The organism is Paenarthrobacter sp. A20 (genome assembly GCF_024168825.1).
Taxonomy (GTDB): domain Bacteria; phylum Actinomycetota; class Actinomycetes; order Actinomycetales; family Micrococcaceae; genus Arthrobacter.
In genome coordinates this window covers 3,558,178-3,583,647 of record NZ_JALJWH010000001.1, presented here as the reverse complement: position 1 = coordinate 3,583,647, position 25,470 = coordinate 3,558,178, and the positions used below count along the sequence as shown (strand labels likewise).

Genomic DNA, 25,470 nt, shown 5'->3' with positions numbered 1-25,470 from the left:
TCGTAATTTCATCGTCCCAGTTCCGGGTGGGAGTCATGTAGAGACCGCGTAGATCATTCGAGGCGTTACCAGCGCGAAAGACAACACTGTCGCCTCTGAAGTTTTGGTCAACATAGAAATAGACATATGGCGAGTTGGGATCAGTGGGAGGCCCCACGTTGAGGGAACTCGCCTTATCGTTTGCATCCACACCTACGTTGTAGGTGACCCAACCGAAAGTCCTGGAGGTCCCCGTAAACCAGTAATTGTCGTAGAGACATACGCGGGCCGTGGAGCAAGCCGGTGCGGCTTGTGCGGCGGTCACTCCGGTCAAGACCGAAGCCGAAGCAACCGTCAGAATCCCGGCTGTACGCAGGAGTGCTTTCACTGTTTTCCCCAATGCTCGTGCGGCGCGGAACAGCTCTGTTCCATCACGAACACTAGGTTGCGCACGGCACCACCTAGATGACTTTTCCGCAAATTAGGTGGCATTTGGACAGGAATTAGGTGCCCGGAGTCCGGAACTAGGTGCTGCAACGGGCCTTCTAGGTAGCAAAGCGCGTCAAGGCGCTTTGCTGCCGGCATCCCCCATACTGGTCCAATGCGAACCACAACGGTGTTGGTCGAGGGCGAAAGTGACAGTGTGGCGGTCCAGGCGCTGGCCCTTCGACTTGGCCATGACTTGGCGGAAGAACATGTGCAGATCGTCCCAATGGGTGGAGCTACCAGCATCATCCACTTCCTCGACCGCTACGGGCCGAAGGGGGCCGGCCATAGGTTGCTTGGTCTATGTGATGCCGGGGAGTCCCAAGGAATAGCCCGTGCGCTTATCCGCGCCGGTATCGGATCCGGACCGTTGGAAGAGCGCGGGTTCCAGGTATGTGATGCCGATCTGGAGGATGAACTCATCCGATGCCTGGGAACCGACGCTGTGCTCGAGGTCATCGAAGCTCAAGGCGAGCTGGCGTCATTTCGGCTCCTTCAACGCCAGCCATCGCTTCGCGAACGGCCCGTAACAGCGCAACTGCAGCGATTCTTTGGAGGCCGCAGCGGCAACAAGGTACGTTACGCACCCCTGCTTATCGAGGCGCTCCATGCTGGGCAAGCACCCCCGCCGCTGGCGCGTCTCGTCGAATCATTTGCGGGGTGACGCGGGACGCTCTGGAGCCCGCGGGAGGTGAGAGAGCGTAGGGCTCAAGCCCGCGGGAGGTGAGAGAGCGTCCGTGGCGTGAGGGTAAAAGCGCGACGCCGGCACTGACCACTAAAACAAAGTGGCGAGTACCGGCGTCGAACGTTGTTGCTTGGGGGTTCGGGGAACCTAGCCGCCCACGATCGCTGAGCCAATGAACGGGTCAACGGCCAGTGCGATGAAGAGCAGCGTCAGGTAGCTGATGGAGCCGTGGAAGACCTTCATGGCGCCCTTGTTAGAGACGTCGCCACCCTGTGCGCGCTTGTACAGGGCGTGGCTTTCGTAAAGGAACCAGGCCCCGGCGGCAACGGCGACGACCGTGTAGACCCAGCCAGCCCCACCAACGGGCACCATCAGCAACGAGCAGGCAACCATGGCCCAGGCGTAGAGGACAACCTGCACCGAGACCACCTTTGCGCCGGCGATGGCGCCGAGCATTGGCACCTTGGCGTTGCGGTAGTCTTCGCCATACCGCATGGACAGGGGCCAGTAGTGCGGCGGCGTCCACAGGAAGATCACCATGAAGAGCACGATGGCGGGCCACTCGACTGTGTTGGTGACAGCGGCCCATGCGATCAGGACCGGGAAGCAACCGGCTGCTCCGCCCCACACAATGTTCTGGGCGGTCCGTCGCTTCAGGATCATGGTGTAGATGACCACGTAGAAGACGATGGCGCCGAGGCCGAGCCAGGCGGACAGGGGATTGGCGCCGAACCACAGGATGGCGATCGACGCCGCGCCAAGAATCCAAGCGAAGACGAGGGCCTCGCGAGGCGTTACTTCACCGGTGACCAGCGGACGCTTCTCGGTACGGTGCATCAGTTTGTCGATGTCGCGGTCGATGTAGCAGTTGAAGACACCCGCACTCCCCGCGGCGAAAGCGCCACCGACGAGCGTTGCCAGGATCAATCCGATGGACGGGAATCCGCGTTGGGCGAAGATCATGGTGGGCAGTGTGCTCACGAGGAGCAGTTCGATGACACGTGGTTTCGTCAGTGCCAGATACGCCTTCAACTTACGGGAAATTCCGATGCTTCCCCGGGCCGGGGACGCGTTAAGGGGCGTATCAGTTGTGCTCACGGCGGCAGTCACTCTGTTCTATGCTCTGGGGTTCTCACAGCGGCTGCCGTCCCGGTTTTCGAAAGCAAACGCGGGAGCATGTACCGCTGGTGGCCTCCAAATATCATACCGTGGCCGGAAGTGCTCCGATGTCCGCAAAATACGTCAATGTTTCCGAATCTTCACTCCCCTGACAGGCCATCGTGATTCATATAAGGGAATTTCTGTCCAGTTAGTGGGATTCCCTGAGTTCCATGACACGTTTGGGGCTAAGCTGTTGAGCAGATCAGCACACGTTGACGATCCGGGAAACCGTATTCTTGGATATCCGTGCGTCTGGATGAGAGATCAACGTTTCAATGGTGAACGGCTGGTAGACACATTGCAGCGGGCGCCATCCTGTGCTTCCTGCGTGCCGTGTCCGTACGCCTGCCGTCAGCACAGAGAGGGGCTCGGTTTTCGTGCCACATTTGGAAGAGCAAGAACTGTCATGGACCGATCTGGACAAGAAGGCAGTTGACACCGTTCGCGTGTTGGCCGCTGACGCCGTGGAGAAGGTCGGCAACGGCCACCCTGGTACGGCGATGAGCTTGGCTCCGGCAGCATACTTGCTGTTCCAGAAGCTGATGCGCCATGACCCGAAGAACCCGGACTGGATTGGCCGTGACCGGTTCATCCTGTCCCCTGGCCACACGTCGTTGACCCTTTACATCCAGTTGTTCCTGTCCGGTTACGGCCTGGAACTGAAGGACCTTGAGGCACTGCGTACCTGGGGTTCACTGACCCCGGGCCACCCCGAGTACAAGCACACTGCCGGTGTGGAAATCACCACCGGCCCGTTGGGCCAGGGCCTGGCCTCCGCTGTTGGTTTCGCGTACTCACAGCGTCGCCAGCGTGGCCTGTTCGACGCCGATGCTCCCGCCGGCGAATCGCCGTTCGACCACACCGTCTGGGTCATCGCCTCCGATGGCGATCTCCAGGAAGGCGTGACCTCCGAGGCCTCCTCGCTCGCCGGACACCAGGAACTGGGCAACCTCGTCGTGATCTACGACGAGAACCACATCTCCATCGAAGACGACACCGACATCGCCTTCACCGAAGACGTCCTGAAGCGTTACGAGGCCTACGGCTGGCACACCCAGCGCGTTGACTGGACCAAGACCGGCGACTACGTCGAAGACGTCCAGGAACTCTACGCAGCACTGCTCGCTGCTAAGGCAGAGACGAACAAGCCGTCCATCATTTCGCTGCGCACCATCATCGGGTACCCGGCGCCGAAGAAGCAGAACACCGGCAAGATCCACGGTTCCGCCCTGGGCGCCGAAGAAGTCGCAGCACTGAAGACCGTCCTCGGTTTCGATCCGGCCAAGTCCTTCGACGTAGACGAGGAAGTCCTGGCACATGCCCGCAAGGTCCTGGACCGCGGTGCAGAGTCACGCGCTGCGTGGCAGAGCTCGTTCGAGGCATGGCAGTCCGCCAACCCGGACGCCGCCGCCCTGCTGGAACGCGTTGAAGCGAAGAAGCTCCCCGTGGGCATCGACGCGGCATTGCCCGTATTCGAAGCAGGCAAGGACGTTTCCACCCGCGCGGCTTCGGGTAAGGTCCTGAACGCCATCGGCCCGGTCCTCCCTGAGCTCTGGGGTGGTTCGGCCGACCTCGCCGAGTCCAACAACACCACCATCGAGGGCTCGCCGTCGTTCATCCCGACGTCGCGTTCCACGGACGCCTGGAAGGGCAACCCGTACGGACGTGTCCTGCACTTCGGTATCCGTGAACACGCTGCAGCGTCGATCGTGAACGGTATCTCCCTGCACGGCCGCACCCGCGCCTTCTCCGGCACGTTCCTGATCTTCAGCGACTACCAGCGCCCGGCGATCCGTCTGGGTGCCTTGATGGGTGTCCCGTCCCTGTACGTTTGGACGCACGACTCCATCGGCCTGGGTGAAGACGGCCCCACCCACCAGCCGGTGGAGCAGCTCGCTTCCCTGCGTGCCATTCCGGGCCTGGACGTTGTCCGTCCCGGTGACGCGAACGAGGTCTCTGCGGCATGGAAGGTCATGCTGGAGAACCACGAGAACCCGGCGGGCATTGTCCTGACCCGCCAGAACATCCCCACGTACGCCCGCGGCGAAGGTGAAGCCGCTGGTGACACGTTCGGTTCCACCGCCGGTGTGGCCAAGGGCGGATACGTCCTGGCTGAAGCCTCCAAGGACGGCGAAACCGTCGACGCGCAGGTCATCCTGATCGGGACCGGCTCGGAAGTCCAGCTCGCAGTCCAGGCCCGCGAAGCCCTTCAGGCTGAAGGCATCGCAGCGCGCGTTGTGTCCATGCCGTGTGTTGAATGGTTCAACAAGCAGGACGAGGCCTACCGCGAGTCCGTGCTCCCCGCCTCCGTGAAGGCCCGTGTTTCGGTTGAGGCCGGCCTGGCACTGGGCTGGCGCGAATTCGTCGGCGACGCCGGCCGCTCCATCTCCCTGGAACATTTCGGCGCATCGGCAGACTACAAGCGGCTCTTCAACGAATTCGGCATCACGGCCGAAGCCGTCGCCGCCGCAGCCAAAGACTCCCTCGCAGACGCCAACGCATAACAGTCTGCTCCCCTCTCACAGGAGAAAAACACATGTCTAGCACTCCCACGCAGCAGCTCTCTGACGCCGGCGTATCGATCTGGCTCGATGACCTTTCCCGCACCCGCCTGGACACCGGCACCCTGCAGAAGCTCATCGACGAAAAGAACGTAGTTGGTGTGACCACCAACCCGTCCATCTTCCACGCCGCCATCACCTCAGGCACCGACTACGATGCCACCATCGCCGCCCAGGCGGCCGCCGGTGCCAGCGTTGAAGAGACCATCTTCGAAATCACCACCACGGACGTGGCCGACGCCTGCGATCTGTTCGCGCCGATCGCCGCCGCCACCAACGGTGTGGATGGCCGGGTCTCCATCGAGGTGGATCCCCGCCTCGCATGGGACACCGCCGGTACCATCGCCGAGGCCAAGCACCTCTACGCGAAGGTCAACAAGGGCAACGTCCACATCAAGATCCCGGCAACCCTGGAGGGCCTGGAAGCCATTACGGCAACCCTGGCCGAGGGCATCAGCGTCAACGTGACCCTGATCTTCTCCCTGGAGCGTTACCGCGCGGTCATCAACGCCTTCCAGTCCGGCCTCGAGCAGGCCAAGGAAAACGGTCACGACCTCTCCACGATCCACTCGGTGGCATCGTTCTTCGTGTCCCGCGTTGACTCTGAGATCGACAAGCGCCTTGACGCCATCGGCACCGATGAAGCCAAGGCACTGAAGGGCAAAGCAGGCGTTGCCAACGCACGCCTTGCCTACCAGGTGTACGAAGAGCTGTTCTCCACCGAGCGCTGGGCCGTGCTGGCCGAAGCCGGTGCCCTCCCCCAGCGTCCCCTGTGGGCCTCAACCGGTGTCAAGGATCCGGCTTACCCGGACACCCTTTACGTGACGGAACTCGTCGCCGCCGGCGTGGTCAACACGATGCCGGAGAAGACACTGGATGCCACGTTCGACCACGGCGTAGTTACCGGTGACACCATCACCGGCACCTATGACGAAGCGAACGAGACCCTCAACGCCCTCGAAGCACTCGGTGTCTCCTACAACGACGTCGTAACGCTCCTTGAGACCGAAGGCCTCGAGAAGTTCGTGGGCTCCTGGAAGGAACTCCTGGCCGACGTCGAAGGCGCACTCGCCACCGCACGGAAGGCTTCCTAACCCACCATGAGCACAATCAGCTACGACGCCAGCGGTGCCGCCCAGCAGGCCATCGCCCAGCACATTGACGGTCTGGTCGAAGACAAGATTGCAACCCGGATTTTTGCCAAGGACCACACGTTGTGGGGGTCTGATGCGGAGTCCGAGTCTGCGATCCGTCTCGGCTGGGTAGAAGCGGCCACGGTGTCCCAGGCTCTGGTCGGGGACATTCTGGAACTTCGTGATGCCCTCCACGCCGAAGGAGTTACCCGCATTGTCCTCTGTGGCATGGGTGGGTCTTCGTTGGCTCCCGAGGTTATTGCCGGTACTGCCGGCGTCGAGCTGACTGTGCTGGACAGCACTGATCCTGAACAGGTCAGCGCTGCTTTGAATGACCGACTGGAGGAGACGGCTATCGTCGTTTCCTCCAAGTCGGGCTCCACTGTTGAGACGGATTCCCAGCGACGGGTGTTTGAGAAAGCGTTCAACGACGCCGGAATTGATGCCAAGAGCCGGATCATCATCGTCACGGATCCAGGTTCGCCCCTGGACAAGGCCTCCCGCGAGGCAGGCTACCGTGCCGTGTTCAACGCTGACCCCAACGTTGGCGGACGCTTCTCGGCACTCACGGCTTTCGGCCTGGTCCCCTGTGGGCTGGCCGGTGTGGACATCCAGGCTTTCCTTGATGAGGCAGAAGAAGCGGCGGAGATCCTCAACGAAGATTCTGCTGACAACATCGGACTAGCCCTGGGCATTGCCCTGGGCGGTACCAGCCCGCTGCGCAACAAGATCGTTATCGCTGAAGACGGTTCCGGGATTGTGGGCTTCGCCGACTGGGCCGAGCAGCTCATCGCCGAATCCACCGGCAAGCTGGGCACCGGCGTTCTTCCGGTGGTCGCCGGCCCCGATTCTCCGGAAGCCCTGAACGGGGCCGATGACGTGTTGGTGGTTCGGCTGGTAGGCGCCGATGCCGACGTCGAACTCCGTGACAACGAAGTGGCAATCGCCGGGGGCCTGCCGTCCCAGATGTTTGTGTGGGAATTCGCCACCGCGGTAGCGGGTCGACTGCTGGGCATCAACCCCTTTGACCAGCCCGACGTTGAAGCCGCGAAGGTGGCTGCGCGCGGCCTGCTGGATGCCCGCCCCGAACCCACCCCGGCTGCCTTCACGGACGGCGCTGTGGAAGTTCGTGGCGGTGAGTGGCTCGGCTCCGCGTCGACTGCCACGGAGGCTGTGCAGGCACTGCTCAGCCAGCTTGGCACGGATGGTTACTTGAGTGTCCAGGCCTACCTGGACCGCATTTCGCACGCTCCGCTCGAAGGTATCCGGGACGAACTCGCGGCTGTCAGCGGCCGTCCTGTGACGTTCGGTTGGGGTCCGCGGTTCCTTCACTCCACCGGCCAGTTCCATAAGGGTGGACCCGCCATCGGAGTTTTCCTGCAGATCACTGCAGCATCATCCACCGACCTCGAAATCCCTGAGCGTCCGTTCACGTTCGGGCAGCTCATCGCCGCACAGGCCTCGGGCGACGCCCAGGTGCTGGAAGGCCATGGCCGCCCCGTACTGCGCTTGCACCTCACCGAGCGTGCAGCAGGCGTATCGCAGCTCCAGGAAGTCGTCGCTGCTTTGGCCAACCAGGCCAGCGCACTCGAAAGCTAAGGCACAGAAACAAACATGCCAGAAACTGAAAACGGCAGGAAGAACGCCGGTTTGCGGAATCCTTTGCGGGATCCGCGGGATCGGCGCCTGAACCGTATTGCCGGGCCGTCGTCGTTGGTGTTCTTCGGAGTTACCGGTGACCTTGCCCGTAAGAAGCTCATGCCCGCGGTCTATGACCTCGCGAACCGTGGGTTGTTGCCTCCGAGTTTTGCTTTGGTCGGTTTCGGCCGCCGCGACTGGGACAACGCGGATTTCGCGGCGGAGGTCAAGGAAAACGTCAAGGCCCACGCGCGAACGAAGTTTGATGAAGCGGTATGGGAGCAGCTCGCTTCCGGTATCCGCTTTGTCCGGGGCGAGTTCGACGACGACGACGCTTTCGAGCGCCTCGGTGATGTCCTCGATGAATTGGATGAGACCCGTGGTACCCGCGGGAACCATGGTTTTTACTTGTCGATCCCGCCCAAGGCGTTCGAGCAGGTCTGCCGGCAGCTCTCCAAGCACGGCCTGGCGCAGGCCAAGCCGGGCCAGTGGCGGCGTGTGGTGATCGAGAAGCCGTTCGGGCATGACCTTGAGTCAGCCCGGCAGCTCAACGACATTGTGGAATCGGTGTTCCCGGCTGATGCAGTGTTCCGGATCGATCACTACCTGGGTAAGGAGACGGTACAGAACATCCTGGCGTTGCGTTTCGCGAACCAGTTGTTCGAACCGCTCTGGAACGCCAACTACGTGGACCATGTCCAGATCACCATGGCCGAGGACATCGGCACGGGTGGCCGTGCAGGCTATTACGACGGCGTGGGCGCTGCCCGTGACGTGATCCAGAACCACTTGCTGCAGTTGCTGGCGTTGACGGCGATGGAAGAGCCCATTTCGTTCAATGCCGATGATTTGCGGGCGGAGAAGGAAAAGGTCCTGGCCGCGGTCAAGCTCCCCGATGACCTGTCCACGCATTCGGCGCGGGGTCAGTTCACCGGTGGGTGGCAGGGCGGCGAGGAAGTCCTGGGCTACTTGGACGAGGACGGTATCCCGGCTGATTCGAAGACCGAGACGTTCGCGGCGATCCGGGTGGATATCAATACCCGGCGGTGGAATGGTGTGCCGTTCTACCTGCGCGCGGGTAAGCGCCTGGGCCGGCGCGTGACCGAGATCGCGGTGGTGTTCAAGCGGGCACCGAACCTGCTGTTCCGTGATCACGGCGAGGACGACTTCGGCCAGAACGCCGTAGTGATCCGGGTCCAGCCCGACGAGGGCGCGACGATCCGGTTCGGGTCCAAGGTCCCGGGCACGCAGATGGAAGTCCGTGACGTGACCATGGACTTCGGCTACGGCCACTCCTTCACCGAGTCCAGCCCCGAAGCCTACGAACGGCTCATCCTGGATGTGTTGTTGGGTGAGCCGCCGCTCTTCCCACGGCATCAGGAAGTGGAGCTGTCCTGGAAGATCCTGGACCCGTTCGAGGAGTACTGGGCCGGGCTGGATGAACAACCGCAACCCTACGCACCCGGCAGTTGGGGACCGGCGTCGGCCGATGCCCTGCTGGCCCGTGACGGACGAACCTGGAGAAGGCCATGATCGTAGATCTTCCCGATACCACTACCTCCAAGATTTCCAAGAAGATCATGTCCCTGCGCGAGCAAGGCGGTGTGATCGCCTTGGGTCGTGTGTTGACATTGGTGGTGGTGACCAAGTCCGGGCAGGAAGAAGAAGCCATCGAGGCAGCCAATGAGGCCAGCCGGGAACACCCCTGCCGGATCATTGTCCTGGCCGACGCCGGCGTTGAAGGCCCGGACCGGCTCGACGCGCAAATCCGTGTCGGTGGGGACGCCGGCGCGTCCGAGGTCATCGTGCTGCGAGGCCACGGCCACATGGCCCACGAAAGCGAATCCCTGGTCGCGGCCTTGCTCCTGCCGGACGCCCCGATCGTGGCCTGGTGGCCGCACGGCGCCCCGGAAAGCGCCTGTGAAACCTCCATCGGCCGGATCGCGCACCGCCGCATCACGGACTCAGCCAACGAACCGGACCCTCGCCGGGCCTTGGAGAACATCCGCGCCACGTACAAGGCCGGCGACACCGACCTCGCCTGGACCCGCCTGACCAACTGGCGCATGCAACTCGCAGCAGTCTTCGACCAGGTGGACGGGGACCCCGTGTCGGCCGTTGCCGTTGAAGGCGCCTCCGACTCCCCCAGCACATTGCTGCTTGCCGCCTGGCTGAGCCTTGCCCTGCAGGCTCCTGTCACGATCGTGGCAGATCCTGCCGGCACGGGCATCCGCCGAGTCCGCCTCACCCGCGCCAGCGGCGACGTGCAGCTGTTCCGCCCCGGCTTGTCCGTGGCGGAGCTGACGCAGCCCGGACAGCCGGCGCAGCGCATCACGCTCCCGCGCCGGAGCCTGAAGGATTGCCTCGCTGAAGAACTCCGCCGGCTCGATCCGGACGAAGTCTTCGGAGAAGTGATTACGATGGGACTGCCACTTACCAGCCAAAGGAGAGTCCAGACCAGTGCACGCTGAGCCAAGAGTAAGCATCCACCCCGATTCCAAGGTGTTGATGGCCGCCATTGCGGCGCGTCTCATCACCAAGCTCGTGGATGTCCAGGACAAGCACGGCGAAGCGACGGTGGTGCTCACTGGGGGAACCGTTGGCATTGGTACGTTGAAGGCAGTAGCCGACTCTGCTGCTGCCCCTGCAGTCGACTGGTCGAAGGTCAATTTCTGGTGGGGTGACGAGCGATTTGTTGCCGCAGACAGTGATGACAGGAACACGCGCCAAGCACATCACGCCCTGTTGGCCCACCTGCCGGTGGATCCTTCCCGGATTCACGAGCCCGGATCAACGGACCAGTTCGGCACCGCGGAGGAAGCTGCTGCAGCCTACGCTGAAGAACTCAAAGGAGCGGCCGAGGCCGAGCACGCCGCCGACACCTCTGATGACCGGCCCGAGCAAGCCGGAATTCTACCCCGCTTCGACATCCTTCTTCTGGGCGTAGGTCCGGATGCCCACGTAGCGTCGCTGTTCCCCGAGCAGGCCGGCATTCGTGAGAAGGAGCGCACCGTGGTGGGGGTTGAAAACTCTCCCAAGCCGCCGCCGTCGCGCATTTCACTGACACTGCCGGCCATCAACACCGCCCAGGAAATCTGGATGGTTGTTGCCGGTGAGGACAAGGCTGGGGCAGTCGGCCTGGCCTTGGCTGGTGCCAACCCGGTCCAGGTCCCGGCGGCAGGTCCCGCCGGCCGCGCGAGGACCCTGTGGCTTATCGACGAGAATGCAGCCTCACGCGTCCCCCAGCAGCTGGTCCGGAAGGACCCCGCGGGCGCGTAACCGCTCCAACGCTCCAGCCAGGACCGCTTCGGCGTCTTGGTTGGAGCGTCTCTCTTTAACGTAGTCCAAATGGGATTTGAAGAGTTCGTCCGGCCTTGTTGAGGCGGGATGGCCAGGATCCCGCGACGCGGGCAAGCCGCACTTCGGACAATCCCAGTTCATGGGTATTTGATCGTCGGGAAGCTTAAGGAAAACAAGCCGCGTCTCGTGTCCCTTGGAGCACCAATAGGGAACCCGAATACGCGGCAGTTGTTCACCTGCGCCGTGGTCGCTTTGATTCCTCGGAGCGGAACCTTGGGTTACACCTACGCGGGTGCCCCGATAACCAGGCGTGCCATGAACCATTTTCGAACCCCTAGCGACTCGGTGGTCGGCCCTCACGGCCCGTGGGCCTTGCGGCCAACACGCCCAGTCTAATGCGAGTGTTCGACGACGGCACCAGACATTGGTGCCTCAGGGCAAAAAAGGGGAGGTTCCTGTCAAGGAACCTCCCCTTTTTGGGGATGACTAGGAGTCGCCGCCTGAGGTGAAGCGCATGATCAACCCAAGGCCGATGATGACAACACCCCACGTGATGCCCAGAATGATGGTGAACCGGTTAAGGTTGCGCTCGGCTACCCCGGACGAACTCAATCCGGAGCTCATACCGCCACCGAACATGTCGGACAAACCGCCGCCACGCCCTTTGTGCAGGAGGATGAGCAGCGTCAGCAGAAGGCTGGTGATGCCCAGCAGGATCTGCAGAATGACTTGAAGAACGTCCACGACGGCCTTTCGAAGAAGCGGAAAACGGGAGCCGGACTAGTCCGTGACGAGGTGGCTCTCGAACCTGACAATGTTAGCAAACTCAGCGGGGTCCAGGCTGGCGCCACCCACGAGCAATCCGTCAACGTCGCTTTCAGCCATGATGGCGGCAGCATTGTTGGCCTTAACGGAGCCGCCATACAGTAGCCGGGTCTTCGCGGCGACTGACTCGTCGAAGAGTTCGGCAAGCTCCGCGCGGATGGCTGCGCACATTTCCTGAGCGTCCTCCGGACCGGCAACTTCCCCTGTGCCGATGGCCCAGACAGGTTCGTAGGCAACGACGAGTTCGGCGGCCTGCTCGGCCGTGAGCCCTTCGACGCCGGCGCGAAGCTGGGCCAACGTGTGCTCCACGTGGGTACCGGCCTGGCGGACTTCGAGGCCTTCGCCGACACAAAGAACGGGAGTGACGCCGTGACGGAATCCAGCCTTCACCTTTGCGTTGAGGACGTCATCGGACTCGTTGTGAATCGTGCGGCGCTCACTGTGGCCAACCAGGACGTATGCGCAGCCCAACTTGCTCAGGAACTGGCCGGAGATGTCGCCGGTGTAGGCGCCGGAGTCGAACTGGGAGAGGTCCTGGCCGCCGTAGACAACATCGAGCTCGTCGCCCTGCACCAGGGTCTGTACGCCGCGGAGGTCGGTGAACGGTGGGAACACAGCGACTTCGGCACGGTTGTAGTCGTGCTTCGCGTCGGACAGCGTCCAGGCGAGCTTCTGCAGCAGGGTGATGCCCTGGACGTGGTCCATGTTCATCTTCCAGTTGCCTGCGATGAAGGGCTTGCGGACAAAATTGCCGTTGGCAGAGGTAGTCACATGAACTCCAAAGAATGCGTTGAGATATGGAACGGCCGGCAGGACGCACTGGCGTCCTGCCGGCCGGATTGGTGCTTAGCGGTCCAGAACGCTTAAGCCGGGAAGTTCCTTGCCTTCAAGGTACTCCAGGCTGGCGCCACCACCGGTAGAGATGTGGCCGAACTGCGAGTCCTCGAACCCGAGCGTCCGCACAGCAGCAGCGGAGTCGCCGCCACCGACCACAGTGAAGGCAACCGTGTCCGTCAGGGCCTGTGCAATGGCACGAGTGCCAGCGGAGAAGGCTTCGAATTCGAACACGCCCATGGGACCGTTCCAGAAAACAGTCTTGGCCCCTTCGATCTGAGCTGCGAATGCCGAGGCAGATTCGGGCCCAATATCCAGGCCGATGCCGGAAGCGCCGAAAGCACTGTCCTCAATGGCCTCGGCCTTCACGACCTCGTGCTCAGCGTCGGCTGCGAAGCGGCTCGCCACCACAACGTCCGTGGGGATCACGAAGGACGTTCCGGCAGCAGAGGCACGCTTGAGGTAATCCTGAACAACGGGGATCTGGTCTTCCTCGAGGAGGCTGCCAGCGACCTTGTGGCCAGCTGCGGCCAGGAAGGTGAAGAGCATGCCACCGCCCACAAGGATGGTGTCGGCCTTGCCGAGCAGGTTGTCGATGACTGCCAGCTTGTCAGAGACCTTGGAGCCGCCGAGAACCACCACGTAGGGACGCTGTGTGTCCGTTGTGAGCTTTCGGAGAACCTCAACTTCGGTGTGGACAAGATCGCCCAGGTATGAGGGCAGCCGGGTTGCGACGTCGAAGACGCTGGCGTGCTTCCGGTGGACCGCGCCGAATGCGTCGTCCACGAACGCGCCGTTGCTTCCCGTGAGGGCTACCAGCTCATCAGCGAAGGCGCCGCGCTCGGCGTCGTCCTTGCTGGTTTCGCGGGCATCGAAGCGGACGTTCTCCAGGACGAGCACTTCGCCGTCCTGCAGGGCAGCGGCAAGCTCCTTGGCGGAGTCCCCCACTGTGTCTGCGGCAAGCTCTACCTTGAAGTCTGCGAGTTCCGCCAGGCGGGCCGCAGCGGGCTTCAGGGAGTACTTGTCTTCGGGGGCACCCTTGGGGCGTCCCAGGTGGGCGGTTACGAGCACACGGGCACCGGCGTCCGAGAGCTTCTTGAGGACCGGAAGGGAGGCCTTGATTCGGCCGTCGTCGGTCACTGTAGAGCCGTCGAGCGGCACATTCAGGTCACTTCTGACCAAAATGTACCGCCCGCGGACACCTTCAGCGATGAGTTCGTTGAGGGTGTGAGATGTCATGTGTCTACCCTAGCCCAGCTTGGATGCGACGAGCTCCGTGAGGTCTACGAGGCGGTTGGAGTAACCCCACTCGTTGTCATACCAGGAAACAACCTTGACCTGGTTGCCGATGACCTTGGTGAGGCCGGAGTCGAAGATCGAGGAAGCCGGGTCGCCAACGATGTCCGAGGACACGATGGGTGCATCGGTGTAGCTCAGGATGCCGGCGAACTGCTCGGACTCAGCGGCGGCCTTGACGGCTGCGTTGACTTCCTCGACAGTGACTTCGCGGGAAACAGTGACCGTGAGGTCCGTGGCGGAACCAGTGGGGACGGGAACGCGGATGGCGTAGCCGTCGAGCTTACCCTTGAGTTCCGGCAGGACAAGGCCGATGGCCTTGGCAGCACCTGTGGAGGTGGGCACCATGTTGATGGCAGCAGCACGGGCACGGCGGAGATCGCCGTGCGGGCCGTCCTGCAGGTTCTGGTCGGCCGTGTAGGCGTGGACCGTGGTCATGAGGCCACGCTCGATGCCGAAGGCATCGTTGACTACCTTGGCCAGGGGGCCGAGGCAGTTGGTGGTGCAGGACGCGTTGGAGATGATGTTGTGCGCTGCGGGGTCGTAGAGCTCGTGGTTGACGCCCATCACGATGGTGATGTCTTCATCGCTGGCAGGTGCCGAAATGAGGACCTTCTTGGCGCCTGCGTCGATGTGCTTCTGGGCGGCAGCCGCTTTGGTGAAGAAACCGGTGGACTCGATCACGATGTCCACTCCAAGCTCACCCCAGGGGAGGTTTGCGGGATCGCGCTCGGCAAGGACCTTGATGGACTTGCCGTCGACTACCAGGTTTCCATCGACAACTTCCACGGTCTGGGCGAGGCGTCCACCGACGGAGTCGTACTTCAGGAGGTGCGCGAGGGTCTCGGGGCTGGTGAGGTCGTTGACTGCGACGATCTCAAGGTCTGCGCCCTGGGCCAGTGCTGCGCGGAAGTAGTTACGGCCGATGCGGCCGAAGCCGTTGATACCAATACGGGTGGTCACTATGTGTCAATCTCCTTGGTGCTCTTGCAAGCACGCCTAGTGAGTCGGATTAAAAATTTCCAACTAACAGACCCCGCACGTCTTTGGGCAGAGGTGATTATCAGATCGGAGGGCGACCAGCCACGTTGCTGAAGGCTAACCGCCTTCCGTGATCCATCTTACGTTTAACTGAGCCTGCCCCCGCAACTGCGGAGGCAGGCTTTCCAGCATTTGGCCCCAATTCACGCAAAAAGTGACTTTTGTTACATCGGCGTGAACCGGGGCTCACCAACTAGAGGACGATGAGGCCCGTGGCGTTGGTGCGTGCGGCTTCGAAGCGCTTGGCGACGTCCGCCCAGTTGACGATGTTCCAGAATGCCTTGACGTAGTCAGCCTTGACGTTGACGTAGTCCAGGTAGAAGGCGTGCTCCCACATGTCGAGCATGAGCAGCGGGGTGGTGCCAACTGCGACGTTGCCCTGCTGATCGTAGAGCTGTTCGATGAGCAGGTTTCCACCGATGGGCTCGTAGGCCAGGAAAGCCCAGCCGGAACCCTGCAGGCCAAGCGCAGCGGCGCTGAACTGGGCACGGAAAGCATCGAACGAGCCGAAGGCGTCGTCGATGGCAGCTGCGAGCTCGCCTTCGGGCTTGTCGCCACCGTCCGGGGAGATGTTGTTCCAGAAGACGGAGTGGTTGATGTGTCCGCCGGTGTGGAACGCGAGGTCCTTGGAGAGACGGTTGATGTTGGCGTAGTCGCCCTTCTCGCGGGCATCGGCCAGCTGGGAGAGGGCGTTGTTGGCGCCTGCAACATATGCCGCATGGTGCTTGCTGTGGTGCAGCTCCATGATCTTTGCCGAAATGTGCGGCTCGAGTGCTGCGTAGTCGTAGCCGAGCTCGGGCAGAACGTACTCTGTCACGAAATCCTCCAATGTAGTGGACTGTCGTCCGGTTGGTAACTCTCGTTATTTCATCCGGCCAGCGGGCCGACCGGAAATCCTTGGCGAAGAAACCTGCTCTTGCCTCCACCGGGAACAACCCGAGGCCGCCTTGCAGTATTTCCTCCGCACTTTTTCGATTCTATGGGTGTGCGCTATTCGTCCATCATTTCCGGAGTCACATTTGCCTCAGTGCCCGGGATACCCAAATCCATTGCACGTTTGTCGGCCATGGCAAGGAGGCGCCGGATCCGGCCGGCAATGGCGTCCTTTGTCATGGGTGGATCGGCAAGGCGGCCAAGCTCATCAAGGCTTGCCTGCTTGTGGGCTACCCGGAGCTCCCCCGCGTACTTGAGATGGTCCGGAACGTCGTCACCCAGGATCTCCAGTGCCCGGTCAACCCTGGCACCGGCCGCCACGGCGGCCTGCGCTGAGCGGCGGAGGTTGGCATCGTCAAAATTGGCAAGCCTGTTGGCGGTGGCCCGTACTTCCTTGCGCATCCGCCGTTCCTCCCAGACCATCAAGGCATCGTGGGCACCCATTCGTGTCAGGAGGGCTGCAATGGTGTCTCCGTCGCGGATCACTACACGGTCAACGCCGCGCACTTCGCGGGCCTTGGCCTGGATCCCAAGACGACGGGCGGCGCCAACAAGTGCCAGCGCTGATTCGGGGCCGGGGCACGTGACCTCGAGCGAGGACGAGCGACCCGGTTCTGTCAGGGATCCGTGGGCGAGGAATGCTCCCCGCCACACAGCCTCGGCGTCTGCGGCCGAGCCGTTGACGACCACCGAGGGCAGTCCGCGGACCGGGCGTCCACGTCCGTCCAGCAAGCCCGTCTGGCGGGCGAGGGCCTCACCGTCGCGGACAACCCTGACAACGTACCGGCTCCCCCGGCGTAAGCCGCCGCCGGAGACTACGATGATTTCGCTCTGGTGCCCGTAGACCTCGGCGATCGCCGCGCGGAGGCGCCTGGCTGTGGAGGCGAGGTCAACTTCGGCCTCGATGACGATCCGTCCCGAGATGATGTGCAGGCCGCCCGCAAAGCGCAGCATTGCTGAAACTTCCGCCTTTCGGACCGAAGATTTCTTGATGTCCAGCCGGGACAGTTCGTCCTTGACCGACGCAGTAAGTGCCATCGCGTGTTCCTAACTGTTCCCGAAAATATCGTGGTACGCCGCTGCCAACAGCAGTGGATCATGGACGGGGCGGCGCCTCGACGCCCCTACTCTACCCAACACCACTTCAGCGCCGATCATCCCAGCAGCTTTCTCAAAGGCCTTGAGATCCTGGATCGCAGCAGGATCCGCCAGGACGACGTCGACGCTGAACTCAGGTGCGTAGCGGCGCAGGACATCCAAATGGTCGGCCGCTGTCATGCCTGAGGTTTCCTTGGTTTCCACGTCAAGGTTCATGGTCAGGCAGCGCTTGGCGGCAGTGTCGCCGAGGGCTTGGCGCAGCTCAGGCAGCAGCAAATGCGGCAGGACGGAGGTGTACCAGGAGCCCGGTCCAAGGATGACCCAGTCCGCGAGCTCGATGGCCGTCAGTGCTTCGGTGCAGGCGGGAGCGTCGTCGGGCAGGAGCCGGACGTCTTCGAGTTTGCCGGCCACGGCACACTTTGCCTGCCCGCGAACCGTCTGCAGTTCATGGCCGCCGGCCGGAAGCGCAATCCGGGCCTGGCCTTCAATGGTGAGGGGCACACTGGACATGGGAAGAACCTGGCCCCGGGCACCGAGCAGTGCGCCTGCCCATTTCAAGCCGGCCACCGTGTCTCCCAACAGCTCCCACAACGTCACAATGAGCAGGTTGCCCATGGCATGATGGTCCAGCGAACCGCCCTTGGCGGAACCGGCGTTGAACCGGTGCTGCATGACGTCGCGCCAGGTCCGGCCCCAATCGGTGTCGTCGCACAGGGCGCTGAGCGCCATCCGCAGGTCTCCTGGCGGAAGGACGCCGTACTCCTCGCGGAGCCGCCCCGACGAACCGCCGTCGTCCGCTACTGTCACGATTGCCGTCAGTTCCGACGTGAGCAAACGCAGTGCCGACAACGAGGCCGCCAAACCGTGGCCGCCGCCCAAGGCGACCACCGAGGGGCTCTTCTTCTGCTGGCTTCCGGGTACCCCCTTGGGCGGAATGAGGGGCAACGGTCCAGTCAGGACCCCCACTACTCGCGTCCCAGGTCTCGGTGGGTGGTGGTCACTGTCACGCGTGGATACTGCGCCAGACGCTTGGAAAGCTCGACGGCGACTGCCACCGAACGATGCTTGCCTCCAGTACAACCGACCGCCAGGGTGGCGTAGTGCTTGTTCTCTTGTCGGTAGCCGTCCAGGACCGGCTCCAAAGCCCGAACATATCGGTCCACGAACTCGTGTACGCCATCGGCAGCCAGCACGTAGTCGCTGACGTCCTCATCCAGTCCTGTGTGCGGCCGGAGTTTGGGAACCCAGTGCGGGTTGGGAATGAAGCGGGCATCGGCCACGAAGTTGGCATCCACCGGGAGCCCGTACTTGAATCCAAAGCTCATGACGTTGAGGCGCAGAGTCACCGGGCCGGTGTCGCTGAACAGTTCGGTGATGGCCGTCGCCAGGCCGTGGACGTTGAAATCGGAGGTGTCCAGCACGACATCGGCATGTTCACGCAGTTCACGCAATACCTCGCGCTCGATGCCGATGCCGTCCAGGATCCTGCCGCCGCCTTGCAACGGGTGCGGACGGCGGCCTTGTTCGAAGCGGCGGACCAGGACGTCGTCATTGGCATCCAGGAAGAGCACCCGGAAGGTGATGCCACTGGCGCTCAGCGCGCCCAAAGCAGTCTGGATGTCGGTGAAGAGATCCTTGCTGCGGACGTCAACCACCACGGCCAGCTTGGGAATCGACTTCGGAGCATGCGAGACAATTTCTGCCAGGGTTCCCAGCATTTGCGGTGGGAGGTTGTCCACCACATACCAGCCATGATCTTCCAAGGCGTCCGAGGCCGTACTGCGCCCCGCCCCGGACATGCCGGTCACTACCAGCAGTTCCGCTTCCGGGGGCTTGACGGGCGTGAGGCCGTCCTGCTCCGTTCCGGATCCTGCCGTTGCCTCATCCATCAGTTGTCCCCGTTTCGTCGGAAGTGATCATTGCAGCCTGTGGTGCCTGCTGCAGGGCATGCACTGCTGGCATGTCCACGTGCCACGGACCGCTTATGCGGCCAACGGCCAAGTTCTTACCCTAGCTAAGATTCAAGGATTTCGCCGGTGGTCATGTTGATCACCGGCACAGTTTCATCATTGGCATCCGCAGAACCCAGATGCTGGACCACGGCTGCGGCCAGGGCGGGACCGATGCCCTTTGCCGACGTGAGTTCCTCGACCGAGGCGGCCTTAATCTTCTTGAGCGAACCAAAGTGTGCCACCAGGGCTTTTCGTTTCGCTTCGCCGAGGCCAGGTACGCCGTCCAGGACGGAGACCGTCATGGCCTTGCCGCGCTTCTGCCGGTGGAAAGTAATCGCGAAACGGTGTGCTTCGTCCCGGATCCTTTGAAGCAAGTACAGGCCTTGGGATGTCCTGGGCAAAATTACCGGGAAGTCGCTGTCGGGCAGCCAGACTTCCTCCAGCCGTTTGGCCAGGCCCACCACGTAGACATCATCGATGCCGAGTCCGGCCAACGCTCGCTTTGCGGCATTCACCTGGGGCTGGCCGCCATCCACGACCACCAGGTTGGGCGGGTAGGCGAACTTTGCCTTGGGGGCGGGCATGGAAGGGTCCGACGGCGGCGCTTCACTCACGCTCTTGGTGCCCGCCCGCGTCGGGTTGACGATCTCGCCCGAGACCACGGGCACCTGGGCGGCTTTGTCCGTCAGGTAGTGCCGGAACCGACGGGTCAGGACGTCATGCATGGCAGCGGTGTCGTCCGCCGCTGCCGCTCCTGTGATGGAGAACTTGCGGTAGTCGGCCTTCTTGGGCAGCCCGTCTTCCACTACCACCATGGAAGCCACGACGTTGGTGCCTTGCACGTGCGAGATATCGAAGCACTCGATCCTCAACAGCGGGACAGGAATCTCCAGTGCCTCCTGAAGCTCCTGAAGGGCAACGGACCGGACCGTGATGTCGCCTGCCCGGCGCGTTTTATGAAGCTTAAGGGCTTGTTCGGCATTCTCGCGCACAGTGGACATCAGGGCTGCCTTATCGCCGCGCTGTGGCACGCGGATGTCAACTTTGGCCCCTCGCAACCCGCCAAGCCACTCAGCGAGTTCGGCATGGTTGCTCGGATTCTCCGGTACCAGGACTTCGCGTGGTATCCGTCCCTGGACGTCGCTGTCTTCGCCGTAAACCTGCTGCAGCAAATGTTCGATGAGTTCGGGTGTGGTGGCGTCCTCCACCTTTTCCACCACCCACCCACGTTGGCCGCGGACCCGGCCACCACGGACATGGAAGACCTGCACGGACGCTTCGAGTTCGTCGTCGTGCAGTGCGAAGACGTCCGCGTCGGTGTCTTCGGCAAGAACTACGGCGTTGCGCTCAAAGACCTTACGAAGGGCGATAATGTCGTCCCTGAGTCCGGCTGCGCGCTCATAGTCAAGCTCGGCTACCGACGCCGCCATGTCCTTTTCCAACCGGCCGATAAAGCGCTTGGCTTCCCCACCCATGAAAGAACAAAAGTCCTCGGCGAGGGCACGATGTTCCTCGGGGGTGATCCGGCCAACGCAAGGGGCCGCGCACTTGTCGATGTAGCCAAGGAGGCACGGGCGTCCACTGGACTGGGCGCGCTTGAAGACACCTGCGCTGCAGCTGCGCACCGGGAAGACCCGCAGGAGCGTGTCCATGGTTTCCCTGATGGCGCCTGCGGTGTAGGGACCGAAGTACCTGGTGCCCTTCCTTCGCTCACCACGCATCACCTGTACCCTGGGGAACTTCTCCCCCATGGTGACGGCGAGGTACGGATAGGTCTTGTCGTCACGGAAGACAACATTGAATCGTGGCTTGAATTCCTTGATCCAGGTGTACTCCAGCTGCAACGATTCCAGCTCGCTGCCCACCATGGTCCATTCGACGCTGCTGGCTGCGTGGACCATTGCATGGGTCTTGGGGAGAAGGCCGGCCGGGTTGGCAAAGTAGGAATTGAGCCTGGACCGGAGGTTCTTTGCTTTGCCCACATAGATGACCCGCCCGTGGGGGTCGCGGAATCGATAGACGCCCGGGGTGGTGGGAATTTCACCCGTTTGGGGCCGGTAACTTGCTGGATCTGCCACGATTCCAGTCTAGTGAACCGGAACGACAGCCATGGCCACCCCGTCGCAGGAGAGCCGGGGTGCTAGTCGACCGACTTGCTCTGGTTGTAGCTGGTGGACCGTTCCTGACCGCTGAGCACGGCAATGGCATCCATGATTTTGTCAGTGACTTCACGGCGGGCCGGCAGGGAATGGTCAGGGCCGGTCTTGTCGAAGTACAGGGGCTCGCCGACCTTCATGGTGAAATGCTGGGGACGGACAGCGTTCTTGTCTGCGGGCTGCAGCTTTTCGGTACCGATGAGCCCTACCGGGATTACCGGTGCGCCTGTGGTCAGGGCAAGCCACCCCACGCCGGTCCGCCCACGGTAAAGGATCCCGTCGCGGGAACGGGTGCCTTCAGGGTAGATGCCGATGCCTTTGCCTGATTCGAGGATGTCCAACAAAGTCTTGAGCGCCTGCACGCTTGCGGCCTGCTCGCCGCGCTCAACCGGAATCGACCCCACAGCTTCGAAGAACGACTTCATCACGGCACCTTTGACGCCCTTGGTGGTGAAGTATTCGGCCTTGGCGAAGAAGGCGACCGGACGTGGCATCAGGGCCTGAACGATGACGCTGTCCAGGAACGAGAGGTGGTTCGGAGCGACAATGAACGGGCCCTCCTTGGGAACGTTCTCCAGCCCAATGACCGTGGGACGGCACGTGGAGGAAATCAATCCCCGGGTGGTCCACCGGATCGCATCAAAGACTGCCATCGTTTTGTACCTCGCTCAGGGCTGCCGCACGGACAGCGTCAAGTTCTTCAATTTTGGTGCGCAAATCAAGTGCGGTGCCGACTACTGCCACTGCACCGGCTTCTTCAAGCTCGCCATCGGGTGCAAATCCCCACGTGACGCCGATGCAGTCCAAGCCGTTCGCCATGGCCCCGGCAACGTCCTGGTGCCTGTCCCCCACCATTACAGCCGGCTGGGAATGAAGGTCCGCCAACGCTGCGCCCACAATTTCCACCTTGCCCGAAGCGGTGTTGGCGCCCAGGGATTCGTCGTCGGCAGCTCCCCGGATGGAGACGAAGAAATCGGCAATTTTGTGGTGCTCAAGGACGAGTCGAGCAATTGCCTGCGGTTTCTGCGTAGCCACCGCCACGGGCCGGCCGGATTCCGCGAAATATTCCAGGAGGTCGAAAATGCCTGGATAAAGCTTGCTCTGCCCGATTCCTGTTTCCTTGTAGTGGCGTCGATACCGCTCAATGGTTTCATCAACCAAGTCAGCCGGGACCTTGGCCAAATGCAGCAGGGAATCGCTGAGTTTGGGACCCACCATGGAATTCAGTACCGCCTGATCCGGTACAGGGAGGTTCATTTCACGCAGGGCCACAGAGATTCCCCCTGTGATGCCGCCGGCAGGATCGACAAGGGTGCCGTCCAGATCGAATATTACGGGCACCGTTGTTTGAGTCACCGGGTTAGTTTCTCACGAGTAGCGGCATGCCTGAAACTCGCATGCCGCTACCGGAATACTTCTGGTGACTAACCGAGAATTTCGGCCAGGAACGTCGCCGTGTGGCTGTCGGTGGATTTGGCCACTTGTTCAGGCGTTCCCGTGGCCACGATCTTTCCGCCACCGGAACCACCGTTGGGACCAAGATCCACAATCCAGTCCGCCGACTTGATGACGTCCAGGTTGTGCTCAATGGTGATGACCGTGTTGCCCTTGTCCACCAAGCCTTGAAGAACCATGAGCAACTTTCGGATGTCCTCAAAATGCAGGCCGGTTGTGGGCTCGTCAAGAACGTAGATGCTGCGTCCGTTGGAACGCTTCTGCAACTCGGCCGCCAGCTTCACACGCTGTGCCTCGCCACCTGACAGCGTGGTTGCAGGCTGCCCCAGGCGTACGTAGCCCAGGCCGACGTCCACCAGGGTATTCAAATGCCGCGCGATCGGCGTGAAGGCGGCAAAGAATTCCGCCCCTTCCTCGATGGGCATGTTGAGGACATCCGCGATCGTCTTGCCCTTGTAGTGGACCTCGAGGGTTTCCCGGTTGTACCGGGCTCCGTGGCACACCTCGCAGGGAACATAGACGTCCGGCAGGAAGTTCATCTCGATCTTCAACGTGCCGTCGCCGGAGCATGCTTCGCACCGCCCTCCCTTGACGTTAAAGGAGAAGCGACCAGGCTGGTATCCGCGAACCTTGGCCTCGGTGGTCTCCGCGAAGAGCTTGCGGATGTTGTCAAAGACGCCGGTGTACGTGGCCGGGTTTGACCTCGGGGTACGGCCAATAGGGCTTTGGTCAACATGGACCACCTTGTCCAGGTGCTCCAGCCCGGCGATGGTCCGGTGGCGCCCTGCGACTTGTTTGGCGCCGTTGAGCTTGTTGGCGAGGACCTTGTAGAGGATTTCATTCACCAAGGTGGATTTGCCGGAGCCACTGACCCCGGTCACCGCCGTGAACAGCCCCAAGGGGAACGTGGCATCAACGTTGTTGAGGTTGTTCTCCCGGGCACCGACAACCTTGAGTTCACGCTTCTTGTCGTACTTGCGGCGCTTCTTGGGGATATCAATCTTGCGGCGGCCGGAAAGGTAATCACCGGTAAGGGACTCCGTGTTTTCCAGGAGTTCCTTATAAGTGCCCGAGTGCACTACCTGGCCGCCGTGCTCTCCGGCACCAGGTCCGATGTCCACTACCCAGTCGGCCTCGTGGATGGTGTCTTCGTCATGCTCCACCACGATCAGGGTGTTGCCCAGGTCCCGGAGACGGGTCAGCGTCTCGATGAGCCGCCGGTTGTCGCGCTGATGCAGACCAATGGAAGGCTCATCCAGGACGTACAGGACACCTACCAGGCCGGAGCCGATCTGGGTTGCCAGGCGGATACGCTGGGCTTCGCCACCGGACAAGGTACCCGACGGCCGCTCAAGGTTGAGGTACTCCAAACCGACATCCAGGAGGAAGGTCAGGCGGGCCTGGATCTCCTTCAGCACCTGGTTGGCGATTTGGGCTTCCCTGCTGGTCAGGGTCAAGCTGCCCAGGAACCCGGCGCATTCACGCATGGGAAGGGCCGCCACTTCAGCGATCGACTTGCCGTTGATCAGCACGGACAGCGACGCCGGGTTGAGGCGGGCACCGTTGCACTCAGGGCAGGGAATCTGACGCATGTACTCTTCGTACCGGTCACGGGCCCAATCGGAATCCGTTTCACCGTGCTTGCGGTGGACGTACTGGATGGCACCTTCAAAGCCCGTACTGTACTTACGTTCCCGGCCGAAACGGTTCTTGTACTGGACAACAACCTTGTGGTCCTTGCCGTGCAGTACGGTATTCCGGACATCCTTGGGGAGCTTTTCCCACGCGGTAGTCATGGAGAAGCCGAGTTCGTGTGCCAGGCCCTCGAGGAGACGGTTCCAATATTCCGTGGTGGCCGTGCCAAGGGACCACGGGGCAATGGCCCCCTCGCCCAGGGACAATTCGGGATTGGGAACGATCAGTTCCTCATCCACTTCGAGCTTCGTACCAATGCCGCTGCAGGCGGAGCAGGCGCCGAACGGGTTGTTGAAGGAGAACGAGCGGGGCTCGATCTCATCGATCGCCAAGGGGTGCTCATTGGGGCAGGCCAGGTTTTCCGAGAAAGCCCGGATGCGCCCGGGGTCCTCGGCGTCAAGGTCGACGAACTCCACCAGTACGCGGCCCTCGGCGAGGCCGAGCGCCGTTTCTACGGAATCAGTGAGCCGCTGGCTGATCTCTTCCTTGACCACCAAGCGGTCCACAACAACTTCGATGGTGTGTTTGAACTGCTTGCCGAGCTTGGGAGGGTCGTTCAGTTGAACCAGCTCGCCATCGACCCGGGCACGGGAATAGCCCTTGGCGGTCAGTTCCTTGAAGAGGTCAACGAACTCGCCCTTGCGGCCGCGCACGACCGGCGCCAGGACCTGGAATCGCGTGCCCGTCTCCAGTTCCAGAAGCTGGTCGACGATCTGCTGCGGTGTCTGACGGGCGATCGGCTCTCCACACACAGGACAGTGCGGGCGGCCCACGCGGGCCCAGAGCAAACGCATGTAGTCATAGATCTCGGTGATGGTGCCCACCGTTGAGCGTGGGTTCTTGCTGGTGGACTTCTGGTCGATGGACACCGCGGGCGACAAGCCTTCGATGAAGTCGACGTCAGGTTTATCCACCTGGCCAAGGAACTGGCGGGCATAGGCGGACAGCGATTCCACATACCGGCGCTGTCCTTCAGCAAAGATGGTGTCGAAAGCCAAGGAGGACTTACCGGACCCCGAAAGTCCGGTGAACACGATCATGGCATCACGGGGAAGGTCCAGGTCCACATTGCGCAGGTTGTGTTCCCGGGCGCCCTTGACGACCAGCCGCGACAGGTCTGGCCTCGCGGGCTTGGTGTCAGGAACGACAGGGATGCTGTTCAGGGATTCGATGGCGGTATCTTCAGCTAAGGCTTTGGGCACTTACCAATGCTAATCGAAAACTTCTTCGAATTTCCATGTC

At 62.1% G+C, this 25,470-nt stretch carries 21 protein-coding genes; 7 read left to right on the top strand and 14 right to left on the bottom strand.

Features of this window, described 5'->3' with window-relative positions:
• Nucleotides 1–580 precede the first annotated feature (580 nt).
• Nucleotides 581–1,129: a TOPRIM nucleotidyl transferase/hydrolase domain-containing protein gene (locus J3D46_RS16485; RefSeq protein WP_253468226.1), complete on the top strand. Its 549-nt coding sequence runs from the start codon at nt 581–583 to the stop codon at nt 1,127–1,129.
• A 168-nt stretch (nt 1,130–1,297) separates the two neighbouring features.
• Here J3D46_RS16485 and J3D46_RS16480 read toward each other — a convergent pair whose 3' ends face one another.
• A complete protein-coding gene (locus tag J3D46_RS16480) occupies nt 1,298–2,260 on the bottom strand; it encodes a heme o synthase (protein ID WP_231341619.1) in 963 nt (320 codons plus the stop codon).
• Between the two features lie 428 nt (nt 2,261–2,688).
• Between J3D46_RS16480 and tkt the strand changes: the two genes are divergently transcribed.
• The 6 genes from tkt to pgl are packed head-to-tail and all read left to right on the top strand — an operon-like array spanning nt 2,689 to nt 10,922.
• Nucleotides 2,689–4,815: a transketolase gene (tkt, locus tag J3D46_RS16475; RefSeq protein ID WP_231341618.1), complete on the top strand. Its 2,127-nt coding sequence runs from the start codon at nt 2,689–2,691 to the stop codon at nt 4,813–4,815.
• A gap of 32 nt (nt 4,816–4,847) precedes the next feature.
• Nucleotides 4,848–5,966: a transaldolase gene (tal, locus tag J3D46_RS16470; protein ID WP_231341617.1), complete on the top strand. Its 1,119-nt coding sequence runs from the start codon at nt 4,848–4,850 to the stop codon at nt 5,964–5,966.
• Nucleotides 5,967–5,972: 6 nt separating this feature from the next.
• The gene (locus J3D46_RS16465; RefSeq protein WP_253468225.1) at nt 5,973–7,604 is read left to right on the top strand and encodes a glucose-6-phosphate isomerase; all 1,632 of its coding nucleotides are present in this window, start codon (nt 5,973–5,975) and stop codon (nt 7,602–7,604) included.
• A 15-nt stretch (nt 7,605–7,619) separates the two neighbouring features.
• Nucleotides 7,620–9,176, top strand: a complete 1,557-nt coding sequence (gene zwf, locus J3D46_RS16460) for a glucose-6-phosphate dehydrogenase (RefSeq protein WP_253468224.1) — start codon at nt 7,620–7,622, stop codon at nt 9,174–9,176.
• Nucleotides 9,173–10,114, top strand: a complete 942-nt coding sequence (locus tag J3D46_RS16455; RefSeq protein WP_090821326.1) for a glucose-6-phosphate dehydrogenase assembly protein OpcA — start codon at nt 9,173–9,175, stop codon at nt 10,112–10,114. Before zwf ends, J3D46_RS16455 begins: the two co-directional genes overlap by 4 nt.
• Complete coding sequence (pgl, locus tag J3D46_RS16450) at nt 10,104–10,922, top strand: 6-phosphogluconolactonase (protein WP_231341614.1); 819 nt, start codon at nt 10,104–10,106, stop codon at nt 10,920–10,922. The genes J3D46_RS16455 and pgl overlap by 11 nt, the downstream gene beginning before the upstream one ends.
• On the opposite strand, the gene J3D46_RS16445 is transcribed toward pgl, so the two are convergent.
• From J3D46_RS16445 to uvrA, 13 genes are all read right to left on the bottom strand, one after another.
• Complete coding sequence (locus J3D46_RS16445; protein WP_231341613.1) at nt 10,875–11,267, bottom strand: RNA polymerase-binding protein RbpA; 393 nt, start codon at nt 11,265–11,267, stop codon at nt 10,875–10,877. The genes pgl and J3D46_RS16445 overlap by 48 nt on opposite strands.
• Before the next feature lie 162 nt (nt 11,268–11,429).
• Complete coding sequence (secG, locus tag J3D46_RS16440; RefSeq protein ID WP_017198454.1) at nt 11,430–11,687, bottom strand: preprotein translocase subunit SecG; 258 nt, start codon at nt 11,685–11,687, stop codon at nt 11,430–11,432.
• Nucleotides 11,688–11,723: 36 nt separating this feature from the next.
• Nucleotides 11,724–12,539: a triose-phosphate isomerase gene (gene tpiA, locus J3D46_RS16435; RefSeq protein ID WP_231341612.1), complete on the bottom strand. Its 816-nt coding sequence runs from the start codon at nt 12,537–12,539 to the stop codon at nt 11,724–11,726.
• A gap of 75 nt (nt 12,540–12,614) precedes the next feature.
• Complete coding sequence (gene pgk, locus J3D46_RS16430) at nt 12,615–13,841, bottom strand: phosphoglycerate kinase (RefSeq protein ID WP_231341769.1); 1,227 nt, start codon at nt 13,839–13,841, stop codon at nt 12,615–12,617.
• Nucleotides 13,842–13,850: 9 nt separating this feature from the next.
• Nucleotides 13,851–14,861, bottom strand: coding sequence for a type I glyceraldehyde-3-phosphate dehydrogenase (gap, locus tag J3D46_RS16425; RefSeq protein ID WP_089595055.1), 1,011 nt, complete (start codon nt 14,859–14,861; stop codon nt 13,851–13,853).
• Nucleotides 14,862–15,132: 271 nt separating this feature from the next.
• Nucleotides 15,133–15,756, bottom strand: a complete 624-nt coding sequence (locus J3D46_RS16420) for a superoxide dismutase (protein WP_231341768.1) — start codon at nt 15,754–15,756, stop codon at nt 15,133–15,135.
• A gap of 173 nt (nt 15,757–15,929) precedes the next feature.
• Entirely contained in the window at nt 15,930–16,910 is a 981-nt protein-coding gene (whiA, locus tag J3D46_RS16415; RefSeq protein WP_159699763.1) for a DNA-binding protein WhiA, read from the bottom strand.
• A gap of 9 nt (nt 16,911–16,919) precedes the next feature.
• On the bottom strand, nt 16,920–17,936 hold the full coding sequence (gene yvcK, locus J3D46_RS16410; protein ID WP_253468223.1) for a uridine diphosphate-N-acetylglucosamine-binding protein YvcK: 1,017 nt from the start codon (nt 17,934–17,936) through the stop codon (nt 16,920–16,922).
• Nucleotides 17,936–18,859 (bottom strand): RNase adapter RapZ, encoded by a 924-nt coding sequence (rapZ, locus tag J3D46_RS16405; RefSeq protein WP_159699769.1) that lies wholly within the window; start codon nt 18,857–18,859, stop codon nt 17,936–17,938. Before rapZ ends, yvcK begins: the two co-directional genes overlap by 1 nt.
• Nucleotides 18,860–18,984: 125 nt before the next feature.
• A complete protein-coding gene (uvrC, locus tag J3D46_RS16400) occupies nt 18,985–21,000 on the bottom strand; it encodes an excinuclease ABC subunit UvrC (RefSeq protein WP_231341766.1) in 2,016 nt (671 codons plus the stop codon).
• Nucleotides 21,001–21,062: 62 nt separating this feature from the next.
• The gene (locus J3D46_RS16395; protein WP_062069713.1) at nt 21,063–21,731 is read right to left on the bottom strand and encodes a 1-acyl-sn-glycerol-3-phosphate acyltransferase; all 669 of its coding nucleotides are present in this window, start codon (nt 21,729–21,731) and stop codon (nt 21,063–21,065) included.
• A complete protein-coding gene (locus J3D46_RS16390; protein WP_253468222.1) occupies nt 21,718–22,434 on the bottom strand; it encodes an HAD hydrolase-like protein in 717 nt (238 codons plus the stop codon). Before J3D46_RS16390 ends, J3D46_RS16395 begins: the two co-directional genes overlap by 14 nt.
• A 68-nt stretch (nt 22,435–22,502) precedes the next feature.
• Complete coding sequence (gene uvrA / locus J3D46_RS16385; protein WP_253468221.1) at nt 22,503–25,430, bottom strand: excinuclease ABC subunit UvrA; 2,928 nt, start codon at nt 25,428–25,430, stop codon at nt 22,503–22,505.
• Nucleotides 25,431–25,470: the final 40 nt, after the last annotated feature.